This is a genomic window from Solibacillus sp. FSL W7-1464, from assembly GCF_038004425.1.
GTDB lineage: Bacteria > Bacillota > Bacilli > Bacillales_A > Planococcaceae > Solibacillus.
Genome location: NZ_JBBORC010000001.1, coordinates 364741 through 383336 on the forward strand (window position 1 = coordinate 364741; position 18596 = coordinate 383336).

An 18596-nucleotide genomic window follows, 5' to 3' on the forward strand; every position below is an offset into this window, starting at 1 on the left:
ACGGGGGCCCTGCCTACTATTTAGACAGAACCCCCGATAATTTATTTAAGCATTGTTGTCTTTAGAAATTCTTTTGTTCGCTCTTCTTGCGGATTGTTGAAAAATTGATCAGCGTCACCGCGCTCGATAATTTCCCCATCATGCATATACACAATCCAATCAGCGACTTCTCTTGCAAAGCCCATCTCATGGGTAACAACAACCATTGTCATTCCCTCATGAGCCAGTTCTTTCATTGTTGTTAAAACCTCACCGACAAGCTCTGGATCAAGTGCTGATGTCGGTTCATCGAAAAGCATAATGTCCGGTTCCATTGCAAGTGCTCTAGCAATTGCTACCCGTTGCTTTTGCCCGCCGGATAGTTTATTCGGGTAGACATCGGCCTTATCTTCCAGACCGACTTTTTCAAGGAGTTGTTTTGCTTTCGCAGCAGCTTCCTTTTTGTCAGTACCCTTAACCATTACCGGTGCTTCAATAATATTTTCCAAAACAGTTTTGTGGGGGAATAAATTGAAATGTTGAAATACCATTCCTACTCTTTCCCTTATGTTATTAAGGTTATCGTTTTTAGGGTCGACTTCCTTGCCTCCGATAGTAATACTGCCGCTATCTTTTCTTTCCAAAAAGTTAAGACATCGGAGAAGAGTACTTTTTCCGGAACCACTCGATCCTATTAAACAAACAACATCACTTTCAAAAACGGTCATATCGATATTTTTTAATACATGTAAGTCTCCAAATGACTTATTTAATTGATTAACTTTAATCATTTCTCTTGCTTCCATTACTTACGCCTCCTACCTGTCGCTAATTGCTAATTTCTTTTCGAAACGGTTTACTAAGAATGTTAATAATGCCACCAGCACTAAGTAGTAAATCGCTACGATAAGTAAATAGGTCATTTCGTCAAAGTTATTAGATCCAAGCGTTGTTGCTACATTAAAGAGTTCATTCATCGAGATAAATGCGGCTAACGAAGAATCTTTCAAACCGATAATAAATTGGTTGCCCAATGGCGGGAGCGCACGGCGGAATGCCTGCGGAAGAATAATTCTTCTTAATGTCAGAACTTTTGTCATCCCTAAAGAACGTCCTGCCTCCATCTGCCCTTTATCGACTCCTTGGATAGTACCCCGAAGAATTTCAGAAATGTATGCACCATTATGAAGCGCCAAGGCAAGTGAAGCAGCCCAGAAATCGGGAAGAAGGAAAATACCGCTTAGTCCGAAGTAGAGGATAAAGATTTGAACAATCAGCGGTGTTCCGCGAACTAAAAAGACATATATATCTGATATGATTTCTAATACTTTAAATTTGGAAATTTTCATTAACGCAAAGAAAAGCCCGATGACGATACCGATCAAGATGGAGACAAGGGTCAGTTCCAATGTTAAGAGCATGGCTTTAAGGAAAACATCTTTAGTATCTACTAATACTTCTAGAAAATGTGAAAAACTTGGCACTGTAACTACTTCCTTTCTTATTTAGAGGATTGAATTATTCAGGTTTTTTTGTAATGTCCTCACCAAAATACTTCATGCTTATCCGAGTAAGTGTTCCATCTTCCCGGAGTTTTTCCAGCGCCTCGTTTACTCGCTTTAATAGGTTAGGGTTATCTTGAGGCAGTACAATCGCTTGCTCACTGCGTTCGATTAACTGTTGTCCTTCAACTTTAAACCCTTCTTTTGCAGCATTTTTACCGGTAACAAAATCGGTGATGACCGCATCATGACGACCGCTGTTTAACGCCTGCAAAGCAGTGATATCACTGTCATAGGTCTTAACATTATCGGTATATCTGGAAGCTGTATCGGCATAGGTTGATCCTTTCGCTACAGCAACTTCCTTTCCTGCTAAATCATCAACAGTTTTAATTTCACTATCTGGTCGGGTAAAAATCTGCGGTCCAGAATAATAATAGGGGGTAGAGAAAGCAACATGTTTGCTTCGCTGTGGATTAATCGTGTGGCTGGCAACAGCTACATCAGCACGGCCAGTCTTGACTCCTTCTACAATTCCTTTAAACTTGATCCGCTTTTGAACCGGTTCAAGGCCGAGTTCTTTTGCGATCGCTTCGCCAACTTCGATATCAAAGCCAGACATCGTAAGGTCCTCATTATTTACATAACTAAATGGTTTAAACTCGCCAGATGCAGCAAAAACAAACTGATCTTTATGTATCAGTTCAGATCCGTCGGCAAGCTTTTCCTTCTCCGCACAAGCAGATAAGAAGCAGGCCGCGATTAAACTGAAAATCAATATTAACTTTTTTTCCAACCGCATATTACGTATCAACTCCTCTCATGTATTTCTGTAATCTATTTTGCTAAGTATCTTACTAATAAGTGTGAATACCCTTTTAGTTTCGCTAATAAACAATGAGTGTCATAATTTGGACATATTTAATGCGATTTTTTTCAGCTGGAAATGTCGAGTATTTTTATATTTGCTTTGCTAATATGTATCCATGAAGGAGGGATATGTTGCTAAAAGAATTAAATCAGGTGATTGAATATATTGAAGAACATTTAACCGAGGACTTGTCTCTTGAAAGTATTTCACAGTATGCCGGGGTTTCCGATTACCACTTTAGAACAGTATTTTTTCATCTTTCCGGGATGACGTTGAATGAGTATGTAAAAAACAGAAAACTATCGGAAGCGAATAAGGATTTATTAAATGGAGAAAAGGTAACAGATGTTGCGTTTAAATATGGTTACCAGTCAGTCGACGGTTTTACAAGGGCATTTAAAAAATGGAGTGATTGCTTACCTTCGGATGTCGTTAAAAAGAAAATAAGCAAGTCATTTCCTAAACTCACATTCGTGATTTCAGTAAAAGGAGGAATATCGATGGAATGGAGAATTGAAGATAAACAAGCGTTTAATTTAGCAGGGGTAAGTAAACGTGTGCCCATGCAGTTTGAAGGTGTCAATCAGGAAATCGTTAAGCTGGCGCAAAGCATAACGGAAGAACAAAGAAAAGAAATGCGTGCACTGCAAAATATAGCGCCTTTTGAAATTGTGAATGCCTCTTATCATGCTGATGCGAATTTCCTGAAAGAAGAAGGGGAGTTAACCCACTTGATCGGTGTCTTAACAACTGAAACAGAAGTTAGTGAACAATTAGACAAAGTACGAGTTGAAGCATGTACATGGGCGGTATTTCCAAATGAAGGACCGTTTCCTTCCACGCTACAGGAAACAATGGCCAAAACATACTCGGAATGGCTCCCTACTTCCGATTACGAAATTATCCAAGCACCAACTTTTTCATTTACTAAAATGGATGAAAATAAAAAAGGTTATGCTTACAGTGAAATTTGGCTTCCTGTTCGGAAAAAATAACAGGCAGGATATTCTTGTATTATAGTAGAATATTTGTAACTGAAATATAAATAGCGGGAGGGGATAGAGTGGCCCTAATCATTCCAACATGTATGAAATGTAATAATGAAATTAAAGACGATGAAAAAGTATTTGTTCAGATGCGTTACCCGAAGCGAAAAGGGTTTACGGAAATCAAAGCTTATCTGAATCTGGAAGGCAAATTTATTTGTGAAAAGTGCTCTGCTGAAATTAATAGTTAAACATAAAAAGTTGCTCCATTGGTAAATGAACCTGGAGCAACTTTTTATATGTTCAGGCAACTTGTTTACATGCTTCTGCACATTTAAAGCACGCTTCCGCACATTTCTGACAATGGTCATGGTCGTGCTTTTTACATTCATTTCCGCATGCTTCACAAATTTTGGCACAAACGGCCGCCAACTCGGAAATAAACGGTGTACCTCTGGAAATCGCCTGTTCCAGGTAGTTGCATATATCCGCGCATTCTCTGTCCAAACGGATACATTCCGTCATCATCTGAACATGATCCTCTTTTAAGCAGGCGTCAAAACAGTGGTTGCATGCTGCCATACATTCATGTAAAGTTTGCAGCAATTGCTGATGTTGCTCATGTGACATAGCCTATTCCTCCTCTTTCAGTTTATCCACTTTAATTTTCCCGTAATTTTCTCCAGTAAACTAATTTGAATAATTCACAAAAAATGTAAGGCTATCTACAATCGATTCGGCTGAGCAAACAACCGTATATATGGTGAGCTATAAAGATACAGAAACTGGTGAAGAAGTAACGCATCATAAATGGGTAACGGAAAGTGAACTTTCCCCTGTGGAATAAATTGCGAAAAATAATTAACCCTTAGTTAATAAATAGGAAAGGTCCTTCACATAATGGTGTAAGGGGCTTTTTACATATTGGACAAAGCGGCACATTACAGGAACCAGCGATTTTAATGTTAAACTCATTAAATGAACATATAGTTAATATAAAAAAACGAATTTAATTATGAGCGTATAGAATCCCTTTAAAAGTAATTGGATTATGTAGTTTTCTTTAACGCTGATGAAGGGAGAAATATTATGGTAAAAGACTTCGAAAAATTAATGGATTCCCTTTCAAAAATAAATGTTGTATCCAACCCGAATAATGAGCCGGTCACGATTATTGGGGAAGTAGAAGATATGAAATGTGTGGGCATCGGGACCGATGCGGCAGTTTTCCGGTCCGAAAATACTCCGGCATATGCATTTAAACTGTTTGCGAAAGACAAAACAGCTAAAGTAATGTTGGAAGAAGGTGTTTACCGAAAGTTGGGCAATTCACCTTTCTTTTCAACATGCTATGGTTCGAACGGCAATTGCCTCGTATTAAGTTACGAGGAAGGTAAAACGCTCTTTGACTGCATTCTTGAAGGCATCCATATTCCGGAACAGGTAATACAGGATGTTGAAGAAGCAAGAGAATATGCGCGCAGCAAAGGGCTGAACCCGCGTGATATTCATTTGAAAAATATACTGCTGCAAAACGGCAGAGCCAAAATCATCGATGTTTCCGAATATACGACGTCCGGTAATGATTTTCGATGGGAACATTTAAAAAAGGGCTATGAGCAATACTATCATTTAATTGATGGGAAATCCGTACCGGTTGGGGTAGTTGAAACTGTTCGCAAATGGTATAACAGGCGAGGGAAGAATTCCTTGTCATTTGAAGAAATTACAACACCTATTTTAAAACTTTTCTTTAAATAATGAGCTTTATATGTCAGTCTGCAAAAAAGCCTCGCATTTCGATGATCTATTCATCCAAATGCGAGGCTTATTTAAATAGAACCGCTCTTTATTTTTTCGATCAATGAATCAATCCATTCACTTTCATTACTTAGGCGACTTGTAAAATAGCCGGTTAAAAAATCTCCACCTTCTTTTTTAGGACCTTCCAGTTTAACCTGCATATTCAAGCTTTTAATATGATCTCTTTTCTTTTCAAGCTTCCTTAGTTTCTCTTCAAGAATCTTAATGATTTTTGCGCGATCTGCAAAGTCCAGATTCATTAAACCTACAATAGTTTCAGATAAGGAATCGGCTTTTTCAAAGAGCTGATAAATTTTGTTTGGAAGCAATGCGAGGCCCTTTTCTGTAATGGCGAAAACTTGCTTGTCGGGCCGGTTCTCTTCTTTAATAATCTCTGTTGGTTCGATAAGTTCTTGTTTTGTCAAAGATTCAAAATGATAATAGAGCTTGCTTTCCGTCAGGTTGGCCAATTTATCAAATGGAATCGGTTCTGACAGCTCCTTTTTTAGTTTATATGGATAACTGCTTTCTTTCGCTAACTTGCTCAATATATAAATTTGGATGGACATAGTATTCTCCTATACTTTATACATGTTAATTTCCGCTTATATAAATACAACTCGTGCATTAAAATAGCACGAGTTGTATTTTTCCTTAGTTTAACAAAGTTATGCGATAACTTCATCCGCTTTTTTTATAGTAGCTGGTTGTTCAGCCGGTGCATCAACCGGCAGCGGCTTATGGAAAATCCAAACAATAAGGACATTGATAAGCATTGCTCCGGCACCTACTGCAGCCAATCCCCAAAGGTACGGGGCAGGGGTGATCGAACCGAACATGATCGCCAAATAAGATTGAACTGAATGGTACATCGGTGTAATGTAGCTGAACCATTCATATGGTGCGTACATCATATCACGTGGAATTGTCGCACCGTTTGCCAATGTTTGCATAAGCAGAATCGGTATGTTAAGAATCATACCGCCTTCACCAAGGATAAAGATTGGAATCGCACATACATTAAATGCAGCCATATAAAGTAAAATCTGCTGACCGGCTACAGGCAACAATACTGCCATGTCGACATCTGCAATTGAAAAGGCAACACTTAATGAAGCGATAGTTGAAAGTACTGCGATCATTAATGCAGTCAATTGTACATACATGAACAATCTTGTTTTGCTCGCTTTACCACGGCTCGCTTTAAATGAACCGACCAACTGCATTCCTGCAATCATCGCACCTACATAACAAGCCATTGTTAAAAACATCGGGAGCATACTGTTATGCATCCCCGGTGGCACATCATTCATAATGACATAGTTTCCAGTATAGCTGTTTTCGATTTGTGCAGCCATTTCAGCAGCCTGTTCTTCCGGAAGATTAAAGTTCATTAAAATACCTTGAGCTGTTTGCTGTGAGAAGTTTGCACTTAATTCATTATTAATTTGAGTGACTACAGATGACATAGAAGATGAAACCATTGTTGATGAAGCTTCATTTACCGTGAAGTCAATATTAGTTCCTTTACCGCTTTGTGCATCCGCCGAAAAGTTTTCAGGGATATGAATTACTAATGCAAGTTCATTATGCTCTAAATCTTTCAGAGCCTGTTTATTTGTTAAGTCTGTTTCAATTATTTTAAATGGTAAACTTTCGCCTAACTGACCGGCAATCTGACTGCCAGCTTCGCCTTTGTCTTCATTTACGATGGCAATTTTTAATTCATCCATATTGCCGGGTATTGCTGTATATCCAGGTAAAAAGATTCCGAGCATTGCTACCGCATAAAATATTCCCATAAAAATAGAAGCAATTGCTCCTTTTGATTTTAAAAACTGTTTAAATTTCACGTATTGTTTCCTCTCTTATGTAAACTTTAATTTAAGTACTCTAATTAAAGTACTCTACTTTTAGTATTCTATAATATTAATGATTTACCTGTAAAGTAATATATAGGACATAAATATTACGATACTGTGAATGGTCAGAAAAATTTATGATTTAGTTGGTTGTAAAAAAATTGAGAAATTCTGTAACTTTTACACACTTCCTCAGTCTAATTCAATACAAAGTATGGAAAAGGAGGGGTTTACATGAATAAGGGCAAACTTTTAGGGATAGGGCTTGTCGCAACACTTGCAGCGGTTATTGCGCTCGGTTATTTTCTGTTCGCTAAAAATACGGAAGTGCAGGCAACAGGTATTTTATTCGAAGGGGAAACGTATTCGATTACATTGAAACAGCCAGTTATGGAAAAAAGTTTAACGGATGGATCCATTTCGGTATTAGATGAAAATGGTGAAAATGCCGACGCTGAATTTTCGGTTGATAAAGCCGGGACCGCTTTATCTGTCGATGGTCTTAGAGTAGGGAAATATGCGCTCGTGATTAAGGCAACAGCGTACGCGAAAAATGCAAAGTCGCAGCCGGAACAGTCGGTAGCGCTTGAAGTTGTAAGGAAAGTGGAAAAACTTACTACAACGGAAGACTTAAAAGATTACTTTAGAGCGTTGATAGCGCAGGATAATGCAGTATCAAGCCGCTCTAATGATATGGCAAAAGAGGAATCGGCGATGTCGATGGAAAACAAAGATTCAGGCAGTGGCGGACCGAGTTACTCTACTACAAACAACCAGGTTGAAGGCATTGAAGAAGGCGACATTACAATAACGGACGGCCAATCGATTTATACGATTGCCGACAATAAAGTAGTCATTGTTGATGCAAAAACTTTGCAGGTAGTAAAGCGTTTAAAGATCGGTAAAGATATTTATCCATCGCATTTAATGCTGCATGATCAAACATTAATCGTCGGATATACACAATATGTGGAAACACAAAGAGAGCCGCATTATGACGGAAAATCAGTAACAAAAATTGGCTTTTACGATGTGAAAGATGCAAAAAAACCTACATTAGTGCGCGAAGTGGGGCATGACGGGGATATTACGAGTATTCGTAAAGCAGGGAACTACTTGTACGTTGTCTCAAGCCGCATGCCGAACTACTGGCTGCTGCAGGAGACACCGGATGTAGAGCTGCGACCATCTACTTATGACGGAGAAAAGGAAACTATTATGCCGGTCGATAAAATTCGTATGCTGCCTGAAAGCAATGAACCGAATTACTTGATCGTATCAGCAATCGATGTGAGCAATGTAAAGTCGAACGCATGGAAAACAGAGAGCTTCCTAGGTAACAGCGGGCAACTGTACATGTCTGAAAATGCGATCTATATTGCATCTATGAATCATTATCGATTCTGGCCATTAATGGAGAGTACATCTCTAGAAGACGCGATATCCAGTACAATGCCGGTAATTCAAAACAATGAAACGACAATTTACAAAATCTCAATTGATAAAACAGCTGTAAAAATGACAGCACAAGGTAAAGTCCCTGGTTCTGTATTGAATCAGTTTTCAATGGATGAATATGATGGGCACGTCCGGATCGCTACTACAGAAGGCAGCGCATGGGGAACAACAGCCAATTCGAAAAACCATCTCTTCATTTTGGATGAAAATTTAAAACAAGTCGGTGCGGTCAATGATCTGGCGAAAGGGGAACGCATTTACTCCGCGCGCTTTATGGGTGAAAAAGCGTATTTAGTAACATTTAAAGAAACAGATCCGCTCTTTGTCATTGATACGAAAAATCCGGCAGCGCCGAAAGTGTTAGGGGAGCTGAAAATTCCTGGCTTCAGTAATTACTTGCATCCGATTGGCGAAAATCACTTGCTAGGCATTGGTTATGATACGGAAGTGCGGATGGAGGAAGGGTCAAAAGAGCCGGTTGTCTATACAAAAGGCATGAAACTGAGCCTGTTTGATGTGACGGATTTCAATAACCCGAAAGAACAGCAGGCGGTTATAATCGGTGGTCGCGGTACTTATTCACCTGTGCAATATGACCATAAAGCATTATTCAGTGATTCACGTCAAAGTTATTATGGCTTCCCTGTAACGATTTACTCGCCTACAGATGAGGAAGATCAGATGAAATACGAAGGAACAGGTGCACATATTTACAAAGTAACACCAAAAGGAATCGAGCTGGCAGCTGATATGATTGAAAAGGCGCGTCCTGGTGAACAATATGAAGATTGGTATAATGTTGTGCAGCGTCTTCTTTACATTAATGATGAACTGTTTACAGTATCCCGTTCCAAAGTGACGAGCTACAACGGAAAAACATTTGAAAAAGAGCAGATGGCAGGTTTCTAATATCGACTCAACCCCAAGCGCAGGTGGAATTGTGCTTGGGGTTTTTTATGCCCTTAAAAAGTAAATGGGAGTATTCAGCATTTCTTAAGAATTTCTTCATATTTAGCCTTTCTAAATATTAAGATTTGCCCGTTACACTGAAGTTAAGTGAAAAGGAGTGAACGATGATGATTAAAGTAACGAACTTACAACATACATTTTCCATCGGTAAACGCGGAAAGGAAAGACAGGTTCCGGTACTGAGAGATGTATCTTTTGATGTTAAGAAGGGGGAAATCGTGGCAGTCGTCGGGAAAAGCGGATCGGGTAAATCGACACTGCTTCAGATTCTGGCGGGTTTTATGAAGCCGGAACACGGTTCAATTGTAGTAAATGCACAGGAAATAGCCGCATTTAATGAAGTTCAGAGTGCAAAGTTCCGTCTTGAAAACTTCGGCTTTATTTTTCAAAACTTTCAGCTCATGCCAAGTTTGACGGCATTTGAAAATATTGAATTACCGTTAAAACTGCAAGGGATGAGTGTATCGGAGCGTAGAAAACGGGTTGAAGTAATCATGAAAAAGGTCGGGTTAACAGAAGTGACGGACCATTATCCGAATGAATTATCAGGCGGACAACAGCAGCGGGTTAGTATTGCGCGTGCCCTTGTGACGAATGCACCGATTTTGTTGGCGGATGAACCGACAGGAAGCCTCGATTCAGAGACAGAACAGGATATATTAATGCTGATCCAGCAGCTGAACCGCGAATTGGATCTGACATTTATTATTATTACGCACGATGAAGAAGTAGCGATGATTGCGGACAAGCGCTTCCGCATGCATGACGGTCAATTGGTGAAAGAAGGTGAACACAATGCTATTTAATGATCAAGTAAATTTTGTGATGCAGCATATTAAGAAAAATAAGCTGCGTGTATTTATGACGGTACTTGCCGCGACGATGGGCTGTGCGTTTTTAATCGTGCTTGCTTCAATCGGCTTTGGGTTACAGGATTCGATTGAAGATGAGATTTTATCGAGTGAAACAGTGACGCAAATTGAAGTGATGGGCAGTCAAGCGCTGTTTACTGCAGAAGAAGTAGCGGATATCGAAGCGGTGGAAAATGTGCAGACGGTGTTAAAAACGACAAGTGTGGATGCTAATGTAGAAGGCTATATGGGAGACCGTGATACATCTACATCACTACGTTTAGTGGACTTTACTGATTATGCATCGGTAGCGAAACCGTTATCGGAAGGGAAATATCCTGAAACCGAAAAAGAAATTATTGTCGGCTATCATTTCGGTCAAACATTATTAAATGAAGCGGACCGCAAATTAATTGATGAAAAATCAAAAGCAGCAGAAGCGGAAGGTAGTTATTACGATGGTGCTGAAGAAGGGTACAAGGAATCGCTTATCGGCAAGGAAGTGGAGATTGCCCTAAGTACGCATGAACAGCCGGATGTGCAGTCAGAGCGTATGACGTATACGATTGTGGGTGTTATGCCAAAACCGGCATATGAATGGGCAGTAGAAAACAGAATATATATGATGGACGGGCAACGTGAAGTGGTTGAAAATATGTATAGCCAAGTAGTTAAAGAAGAGGGAGCAAGCGATTATCAGCTGTTTTCTGAGCGTTTCGATATTTATGCGGAAAGCCTTGAATATGTGAAGCCTATTTTAGAAGAGTTACGTGAAAAAGGCTACGGTGTGTATTCCGTTACAGAACAGCTGGATGAGTTAAATGTCTTTTTCCTAGTTTTGAAAGCAGGACTTGTTTTCGTTGGAACAATCGCAGTATTAATCGCATCCATCGGAATTTTCAACACGATGACAATGGCGGTGACAGAACGTACGCGTGAGATCGGTGTATTAAAAGCAATTGGTGCCAGCCCGAAACTGATTCAACGACTGTTTTTAATGGAAAGTACGTTTATCGGAGTCATTGGAACAGTTCTTGCAATTGCAATTTCGTATATTGTAAGCTTTGCATCGAATGCACTATTGCCGCTTATTTTAAAGGCAGCAACAGGCGAAGAAGGATTCAACAATGTACAATTTTCAGCAATTCCATGGCAGCTTGTAGTAATTGCTGCAGCGATCAGCATCGGCGTGGCAATGATTTCAGGATTGCGCCCGGCACGCAAAGCAACGAAAATTGAAGTAATGCAGGCGTTAAGACAGGAATTATAGAATTGCAAAATGAAAATAGCTAAATGAATTTAAGGACCAAACATAATCTTGTTTGGTCCTAATTCTGCTGTTTTCAATTACGATGACAGGTTTATTTGTAACACTTGCTGAAAGTAACCCACAAGATTTCTATAAATTCCTGATTTGGAATCTAGGTGAAAAGAAAATTTTTATCGAAGAACAAAATGAACTAAATGAAGTTGCAGCTTCATTTAGTTCATTAAGTACGGTATCTAGCGGATCTTGTTTTAATTAGGAATTCCGGTTCTAGATCGCAATCAACCGTGCCACCAGCCGGTTTTACAATTGATGTAGACTAAATATTGGTAATCTCCTTTGCCATCCTTTTGAATAAACATTTCATAATAAGAATCTTTGTCGTACACTAAACGAATTTTATCATTTTTAGAGACAAATTGTTCTTTGATTTCGGCAATCGCTTTCGCTTTTACTCCAGGCGCCCATGCAGATGGATTTTCGAACTTTAGATCATGTGTCGGGACATATGCATATTTGCCTTTATACATAATTTTTGACCAGCCATATTGATCAGCCGCGGATAAATTTTCTTGATCCTTGCCGATTGGAACACCGCCGTATACTTTCACAGAAGTTTTTGCTTTAAGTTTACCGAGCGTTTTATAGGATTCACCAGGCGCAGATTTTACGAGTATTGTTTTCTTTGCAAAAGCTTTTTCAAAATCCGCGGCTTGAGCATTTTCATTACTAATTACGAAAATACTTCCTATACCTATAAAAACAAGGGCAATAAGTAATATTGATAATTTTTTCATAATAAATCATCCATTCTCCGCTATTTTTATTAGAGTGGCAATGCTTATTTTTACCATTTCTAATAATGCCTCTTAATAATAGGATATGGTTCTGGAGAAAGGGTTACAAAAAAGTTACAGTTAATGGGGGATAATGAAGTTAGAGAATCATGAATGCAAAACAGACATAAGTAGAATGACCGTTAAATAACAGGAAAACCTTTATTAAGAAACGGATATTTTGCAAAATTGATTGGAATGCAGGGCGAGTGTTCGTGCTGACGGTTTCACCTTTCGCACTGTTAAAACACTAGCTGTCGGCTACGCCTTTCGCTACAAGATTTTCTCTGTGAGGAAAGCGTAGCGACAGTCACAAGCAAAGCTTCCTGCAGGAATAGCGAAATTTATTTTGCGACGAAAGCGAAGCGACAGGAGCACTGACGCCTAATACGAGGAACGAAAGCTAAGAACGCCACGTCCTGTGGCAACGCTTTTGTAACCAACTTCGTGTTGGCCCCACGCCGTGCCCGCGGAAAGCGTCCCGGAATGGAAATCAATTTTAACGCTCAGCAAAAAAACACTATTTTCCTCTCAGAGGAAAATAGTGTTTTTGAGTTATGTCTCGGCCTGTTTTAAGTACTTATTTGAAAAATCAATTTTGCGGTTGGAAAAGAGAAATCTTCAGTACTTAGGGCGGTGCTGACGACTGGAGTTCTAATAAATTTTGAAATGTTCTAATATACTTTTATTTGTTCTAATAAACTTTCGATTTTCTAATATATCTCGGAATTTATCTAATAAGTGTTCACGATTTTCTAATATCGCTTTCTGATCTTCTAATACCGATACGAGATTTTCTAATAAACCAAATTTTGTTCTAATATAAGTTCCTGCTCTCCTTCTGAAAACTATATAGGGATATGTAATTTAATATATACAGGAAACCACTAAGCAAATTAGGGGGAATTCTTGAAAGGAATAGGGGCTCTCACTAGTAGCACAAACCAAGGCCATGGTTTGTGCTATTAATGTTAGTATTTTTTAAATTTCATAGTTACCCTTAATATTCAGAAAAAATAGAAAACAAACTTGAGTTTTTAAAATGTAAGATATATGATAAAGCCAAGTCATTTAATTTGTTTACCAAACAAACAAATTAGATATTTGAAAGGGGTAATAAGATGAAAACTAGCATTACGAAAGATTTTTTATTATATAACGAAACGGCCAAGAATATCTATCACCAAATAGCCAGACATCTTCCTATCATTGATTACCATAATCATTTGGACCCGCAGGAAATTTTAGAAGATAAAAATTACAGTAATTTAACAGAAATTTGGCTTACCGGCGATCATTATAAATGGCGTGCAATGCGTGCGAACGGCGTTAACGAGGCGTATATTACAGGCGACAAGAGCGATTACGAAAAGTTTATGGTCTGGGCCAAGACGGTTCCGAATTTAATCGGCAATCCACTTTACCACTGGACACATTTGGAACTGCTGAATTATTTCGGGATTGACGAAGTGCTGAACGAAAAAACAGCGCCTGCAATCTGGGAAGAAGCGAACCGTAAACTTGCGACCAAGGAACTTTCCGTGCGATCGATCTTAAGAAAAGATAAAGTGAATTTTGTCGGTACGACAGACGATCCGACAGATGATTTAGCCGCACACGAAAAGCTGGCTGCAGAAGGATATGACATCACGGTATCTCCCTCATTCCGACCGGACAAAGGGCTCGGAATTGAAAAAGATGAGTTCATGGTATGGTTGGAAAAACTGGAAGTAATGGTCGGGTTCCGTATTGAAAATTACACGGACTTTTTGAAAGCGCTATCAGACAGGGTGGATTACTTCGATGCGCACGGTTGCAGAAGTTCCGACCATGGTATCTCTGTGCTGTTCTTTGAAAATACAGATCAGGAAGAGGCAGGAGTGGCTTTCCGGAAGCGTTTGAACGGGGAAGAGCTGTCTGCTAAAGAAATCGACCAATTTAAGACTTACACATTGCTGGAACTGGCAAGGCTATATACGGAAAAAGGCTGGGTGATGCAGCTACACATCGGTGCGATGCGCAATACGAATACGAAAATGTTTAACCGGATTGGCGCGGATGCTGGCTTTGATTCCATTGGGGATCTTTTACTGGCAGATAAATTAGCAGGTTTGCTTGATTCAATGGACGTAAAAGACCAACTGCCGAGAACGGTGCTGTACAGCCTGAATTCACGTGACAATAATATCTTGGCTGCAATGGCCGGCAATTACCAAAATGATGAAATTCCAGGGAAAATCCAGATGGGTACTGCCTGGTGGTTCAATGACCATATAGACGGCATGGAAGCGCAGATGAAGACCTTGGCGAATATTGGACTCATCAGTAATTTCATCGGCATGCTGACTGATTCAAGAAGCTTTTTGTCTTTCTCACGGCACGAATACTTTAGAAGAATCCTTTGTAACTTGTTGGGCACATGGGTGGAAGAAGGAAAAATGCCGAACGACCCTGAGCTTTTGGAGAATTATGTGAAGAATATCTGCTATTACAACGCTCGGCAGTTCTTCCGTATAAAAGAGCAAGTTACGGCCTCGTAAATAGGAAAGAGTTCAATAAACCAACGAGAATCCCCTTCCTAGTTCGGAAGGGGATTCTTTTAGATAATCGTTCCCGCATAATCATCTGCAGGTAGATGATTTTTTGATAAATCTAAGCGCAGCTCGGGAACTTTCAGAAAGCTCTTGATGGCAAGAGCACATGCTCCCATCGCACATGCATCTTTGCCAAGATCCGAAAGCTTCAATTCACGGTACTGGCTGACCGAAGACTTCAACAGGTTATTAATGCGATCGATTGCGCCTGGATACATTTTCAGCACCTGGCTATTGAGTACAATTGTTTCCGGGTTATAAAGATTGATAATATTATTCAATCCAATTGCCAGAAATTCAAAGAATTCATCGATTTTTCGGATTATAACTGGATCTTTAGCTGCAAGCCAGCTTTCCACATCTTCGTAACTGAGATTGCTCTTGTTTTTGAGAGTGGCGAGGCCCTGTAGGAACCTTGCTTCTGATGCATACATTTCCCAGCATCCTTTATTACCGCAAGTGCAGAGCTTACCGTCTGGAACGACAATCATATGGCCCATTTCGCCAGCAAATCCGTTATAGCCTTTCAATAGCTCGCCTTCCATGATGATACCAAGTCCCATGCCAGAATACATAGAAATGGACAACAGGTTTTCGCTGTCCCGGGATTTAAAGACTTTTTCAGCAAAAGCCGATGCGTTGGCATTGTTTTCGATTAGCACGGCCACACCGGTTTCTTTTTCAAGATCGACTTTCAGGTCCTTATCACGCCACTGGTGTTGTGGGACAAAAAAAACTTTCTCGTTTTTACCCACAGTGCCATGAATGCCGATGACTGCGCCGATCAAACCGTAGCGGCTGTCCGAACATTGAGCCTGAAATTTAATAATTTGCGTAGCCAATAGTTCCACAACGGTTTCGTAATTTGAAGTCTCCAACGGAATAACCTCAGTATGCACAGGATAGCCGAGTAAATCGGAAAGAATATATGTGATATTCTTATGATCCAGATCGATGCCCAGTGCAAAACCGTTTTGACGGTTTAATGACAGCATGACGGGACGTCTCCCCACATTACGGTGCTCCTGATGCATTTCATAAATCAGCTCTTCATCTAGCAGATCGGCTACCTGCACGGATATTGTAGCTTTGTTCAAACCAACTTTTTTTGACAGATCGGCTCTGGAAATCATGCCATGTTCGATGATTTGCTGCACAATCAAACTTCTGTTTATTTGTTTTATATAAGATCCGTCTACCGTAACCATGTCGTTTTCCTCCATTGCTTAATCATTTTGCCGAAGCCATTTTGGCCTTGACTGCAGTCGAAGTTATCTATAACTAAAGGATACCACAAAGGCTTGCTAAGGTTAGGGCATCACCTTTAATAATTACATTTACGAGCAAAATCAGGGAGTTTCGGATACCAATACGGTTTTTAAAAGGAAGCACTGTACAAAATGTAGAAGCTTTGAAATAATTATCTGAATAATCTTTTAATAAAGCACTCTCAGATAATTTAATGAATAATGTAAGCACTTTCAGCTAATGAAATTATCTGAGAATCATATAAAATGGGGGTAGATTCATATGAAAGGCAAATTAGTAATAGAACAGCCGCTTATGGTGCATTACAAGATGGAACAGTACTGGGATCATATCGATTACCATTCCCATCAAGAATATGAGATTTATTTTTTCCATGCCGGTTCCTGCCGTTATTTAATTCACGATCAGATTTATGATCTTGAGCCAGGAGATATTCTGTTGATGGATGGCATGGCTCTACACAAACCGAATATATCGCCGGACAGCGAATATGTCCGCAGCACAATCCATTTTTCACCACAATGGATCGAGAAGGCTTTAGAGGCAGTGGACGGGTTGCATTTGCTGGACGTTTTCGAAAAATTGCATTACTGCCTAATCCGTACGCAAGAGAACGAAGAATCAAAAGAATTGGAGAAGCTGGTACAGCGCCTTGAAGAAGCGCAACAGAATAATGACTTTACAGGTGTCGGAAAAGAAGCGAACACGAAAATCCTGCTTCTGCAGATACTGGTTGCCGTCAATCAGCTTGGCCAAGTCCATTCCTTGAAAATTCCAAGCAAAAAAGCTGAAAAAGAAATGCATGCTGAGAATATCGCTTCATTCATACAAGGAAATTTCCAGATGAAATTGTCGATTGAGTCGATTGCGGATGCATTGAACTTAAGCAAATCATATACTTCACATGTCTTCAAAGAGATGACCGGCTTCACAATCATGGAATATGTGATGGGTTGCCGTTTGAACCGGGTCAAACAATTGTTGGAAAACGAACCTGAGAAGACCTTAAAAAATATTGCGCATGAAAGCGGTTTCGAAAGTATTTCTCATTTTAGCCGTTATTTCCGTGAAAAAGTCGGGATGACAGCAAAAGCTTACCGAAATCGCGAATAAAATACGTGGGAGGAGAATGAATATGAAAAAAGTGAGATTAGGAATTATCGGTTTAGGAGCTCAAGGAGGCGCTTACGCAGGCTTTATCGCTGAGGGCAAAGTACCGAATATGGAAATCGGGGCAATCTGTGATATTGATTCGGCGAAAAAAGACCTGGCTGCTGAAAAATACCCGTCTGTACCATTCTATGAAGACTACATTGACATGATGGAAAGCGGCAATGTCGATGCTATCATTACTTGCGTCCCGCACTACCTGCATCCTGAAATGGGAATCCAGGCGCTGAAGAGAGACATTCATGCCTTATTGGAAAAACCAGCTGGAGTCTACACGAAACAAGTGAAGGAATTAAATGACTTTGCCGCAACTAAACCAGAGCTGACATTCGGTATCATGTTCAATCAGCGCGCCAATGAACTTTATCAGAAAGTCAAAGAAATCATCGATAACGATGAGATTGGAAGCATTCGCCGGACAAATTGGATTATCACGACTTGGTGGCGTCCGCAGGGCTATTATGATCAAAGCGCTTGGAGAGCAACTTGGGAAGGTGAAGGCGGCGGTGTGCTTGTAAATCAGGCTCCGCATCAGCTGGATCTGATGCAATGGATCGCCGGCATGCCGAAAAAAGTCTATTCCAATGTCAAATACGGCTATCAACGTAACATCGCGGTGGAAGACGAAGTGACAGCAATGTTCGATTACGGCAATGGCGCAACAGGTGTCTTCATTACAGCAACTCACGATATCATGGGAACGGACCGTTTTGAAATCCACGGCGATAAAGGAAAAATCATTGTTGATGACAGCAAAAAAGTGACCATCAAACGTTTGAAACGTCCGGAAGCTGAAATGAGTGCGAGCATGGATATGCAGGACGTTATGAAAATTTTCATGGGGGGTGGCGCAGACGACATCTATGATGAAGAAGTGCTGGAATTCAAAGACGAATGGGGTGTACAGCACACAAGCGTACTCAAAAATTTCGCAGACAATGTCCTGGATGGTACACCACTTCTCGCACCAGGAAGCGACGGAATCCATGGAGTGGCATTAGCCAACGCAATTCATCTATCAAGCTGGCTCGGCAAAGAAGTTGAATTACCAGTAGATGAAAATCTGTACTTCGCTGAATTATCGAAAAAAATAGAAGAAGAAAAGAGTTTGCTAATTCAAAAATAATATTAAAAACAATTCATCACCATTGCCGGTGTTGATTTGTTTTTTAAAAGAGG

General features: G+C 40.0%; 18 protein-coding genes and 1 pseudogene. 11 read left to right on the forward strand and 8 right to left on the reverse strand.

What is annotated here, in order from left to right; translation table 11 throughout:
• Nucleotides 1-41: 41 nt before the first annotated feature.
• The 3 genes from MKZ25_RS01785 to MKZ25_RS01795 are packed head-to-tail and all read right to left on the reverse strand — an operon-like array spanning nucleotide 42 to nucleotide 2283.
• On the reverse strand, nucleotides 42-785 hold the full coding sequence (locus MKZ25_RS01785; RefSeq protein ID WP_340799875.1) for an amino acid ABC transporter ATP-binding protein: 744 nt from the start codon (nucleotides 783-785) through the stop codon (nucleotides 42-44).
• 12 nt (nucleotides 786-797) lie between these two features.
• Nucleotides 798-1463, reverse strand: coding sequence for an amino acid ABC transporter permease (locus MKZ25_RS01790; RefSeq protein WP_340731389.1), 666 nt, complete (start codon nucleotides 1461-1463; stop codon nucleotides 798-800).
• A 34-nt stretch (nucleotides 1464-1497) separates the two neighbouring features.
• A complete protein-coding gene (locus MKZ25_RS01795; protein ID WP_340731390.1) occupies nucleotides 1498-2283 on the reverse strand; it encodes a transporter substrate-binding domain-containing protein in 786 nt (261 codons plus the stop codon).
• 200 nt (nucleotides 2284-2483) lie between these two features.
• On the opposite strand from MKZ25_RS01795, the gene MKZ25_RS01800 reads away from it, so the two are divergent.
• Together MKZ25_RS01800 and MKZ25_RS01805 are read left to right on the forward strand one after the other, a co-directional pair.
• Complete coding sequence (locus tag MKZ25_RS01800; RefSeq protein ID WP_340799876.1) at nucleotides 2484-3347, forward strand: AraC family transcriptional regulator; 864 nt, start codon at nucleotides 2484-2486, stop codon at nucleotides 3345-3347.
• Between the two features lie 68 nt (nucleotides 3348-3415).
• Entirely contained in the window at nucleotides 3416-3589 is a 174-nt protein-coding gene (locus MKZ25_RS01805) for a Fe3+ hydroxamate ABC transporter substrate-binding protein (protein ID WP_340799877.1), read from the forward strand.
• A 52-nt stretch (nucleotides 3590-3641) separates the two neighbouring features.
• Here MKZ25_RS01805 and MKZ25_RS01810 read toward each other — a convergent pair whose 3' ends face one another.
• Nucleotides 3642-3968, reverse strand: coding sequence for a four-helix bundle copper-binding protein (locus tag MKZ25_RS01810; RefSeq protein WP_340799878.1), 327 nt, complete (start codon nucleotides 3966-3968; stop codon nucleotides 3642-3644).
• Between the two features lie 94 nt (nucleotides 3969-4062).
• Between MKZ25_RS01810 and MKZ25_RS01815 the strand changes: the two are divergent.
• Nucleotides 4063-4185 (forward strand): annotated as a pseudogene (locus MKZ25_RS01815) (DUF1541 domain-containing protein); the annotation flags it as partial.
• Nucleotides 4186-4427: 242 nt separating this feature from the next.
• The gene (locus tag MKZ25_RS01820; protein WP_340799879.1) at nucleotides 4428-5099 is read left to right on the forward strand and encodes a serine/threonine protein kinase; all 672 of its coding nucleotides are present in this window, start codon (nucleotides 4428-4430) and stop codon (nucleotides 5097-5099) included.
• A 71-nt stretch (nucleotides 5100-5170) separates the two neighbouring features.
• Here MKZ25_RS01820 and MKZ25_RS01825 read toward each other — a convergent pair whose 3' ends face one another.
• Together MKZ25_RS01825 and MKZ25_RS01830 are read right to left on the reverse strand one after the other, a co-directional pair.
• On the reverse strand, nucleotides 5171-5710 hold the full coding sequence (locus MKZ25_RS01825) for a PadR family transcriptional regulator (protein WP_340799880.1): 540 nt from the start codon (nucleotides 5708-5710) through the stop codon (nucleotides 5171-5173).
• Nucleotides 5711-5809: 99 nt separating this feature from the next.
• Nucleotides 5810-6994 (reverse strand): YhgE/Pip domain-containing protein, encoded by a 1185-nt coding sequence (locus tag MKZ25_RS01830; RefSeq protein WP_340799881.1) that lies wholly within the window; start codon nucleotides 6992-6994, stop codon nucleotides 5810-5812.
• A 243-nt stretch (nucleotides 6995-7237) separates the two neighbouring features.
• Here MKZ25_RS01830 and MKZ25_RS01835 point away from each other — a divergent pair, with 243 nt between their 5' ends.
• From MKZ25_RS01835 to MKZ25_RS01850, 4 genes are all read left to right on the forward strand, one after another.
• Nucleotides 7238-9370: a beta-propeller domain-containing protein gene (locus MKZ25_RS01835; RefSeq protein ID WP_340799882.1), complete on the forward strand. Its 2133-nt coding sequence runs from the start codon at nucleotides 7238-7240 to the stop codon at nucleotides 9368-9370.
• A gap of 167 nt (nucleotides 9371-9537) precedes the next feature.
• Nucleotides 9538-10236, forward strand: coding sequence for an ABC transporter ATP-binding protein (locus MKZ25_RS01840; protein ID WP_340802952.1), 699 nt, complete (start codon nucleotides 9538-9540; stop codon nucleotides 10234-10236).
• Nucleotides 10226-11551 (forward strand): ABC transporter permease, encoded by a 1326-nt coding sequence (locus MKZ25_RS01845; protein ID WP_340799883.1) that lies wholly within the window; start codon nucleotides 10226-10228, stop codon nucleotides 11549-11551. The genes MKZ25_RS01840 and MKZ25_RS01845 overlap by 11 nt, the downstream gene beginning before the upstream one ends.
• Nucleotides 11552-11633: 82 nt before the next feature.
• Entirely contained in the window at nucleotides 11634-11807 is a 174-nt protein-coding gene (locus MKZ25_RS01850; protein ID WP_340799884.1) for a thiocillin family RiPP, read from the forward strand.
• Between the two features lie 22 nt (nucleotides 11808-11829).
• On the opposite strand, the gene MKZ25_RS01855 is transcribed toward MKZ25_RS01850, so the two are convergent.
• Nucleotides 11830-12345 (reverse strand): SH3 domain-containing protein, encoded by a 516-nt coding sequence (locus MKZ25_RS01855; protein ID WP_340799885.1) that lies wholly within the window; start codon nucleotides 12343-12345, stop codon nucleotides 11830-11832.
• 1160 nt (nucleotides 12346-13505) lie between these two features.
• Here MKZ25_RS01855 and uxaC point away from each other — a divergent pair.
• On the forward strand, nucleotides 13506-14924 hold the full coding sequence (gene uxaC, locus MKZ25_RS01860) for a glucuronate isomerase (protein WP_340799886.1): 1419 nt from the start codon (nucleotides 13506-13508) through the stop codon (nucleotides 14922-14924).
• Between the two features lie 59 nt (nucleotides 14925-14983).
• Here the strand turns inward: uxaC and MKZ25_RS01865 are convergent, their stop codons facing one another.
• Complete coding sequence (locus MKZ25_RS01865; RefSeq protein ID WP_340799887.1) at nucleotides 14984-16186, reverse strand: ROK family transcriptional regulator; 1203 nt, start codon at nucleotides 16184-16186, stop codon at nucleotides 14984-14986.
• Nucleotides 16187-16508: 322 nt separating this feature from the next.
• Between MKZ25_RS01865 and MKZ25_RS01870 the strand changes: the two genes are divergently transcribed.
• Nucleotides 16509-17360, forward strand: a complete 852-nt coding sequence (locus MKZ25_RS01870; RefSeq protein ID WP_340799888.1) for an AraC family transcriptional regulator — start codon at nucleotides 16509-16511, stop codon at nucleotides 17358-17360.
• A 22-nt stretch (nucleotides 17361-17382) separates the two neighbouring features.
• Nucleotides 17383-18543 carry a Gfo/Idh/MocA family protein gene (locus MKZ25_RS01875; protein WP_340799889.1) on the forward strand — a complete coding sequence of 387 codons (1161 nt, stop codon included), beginning with the start codon at nucleotides 17383-17385 and terminating at the stop codon, nucleotides 18541-18543.
• The last annotated feature ends 53 nt before the right edge of the window (nucleotides 18544-18596 follow it).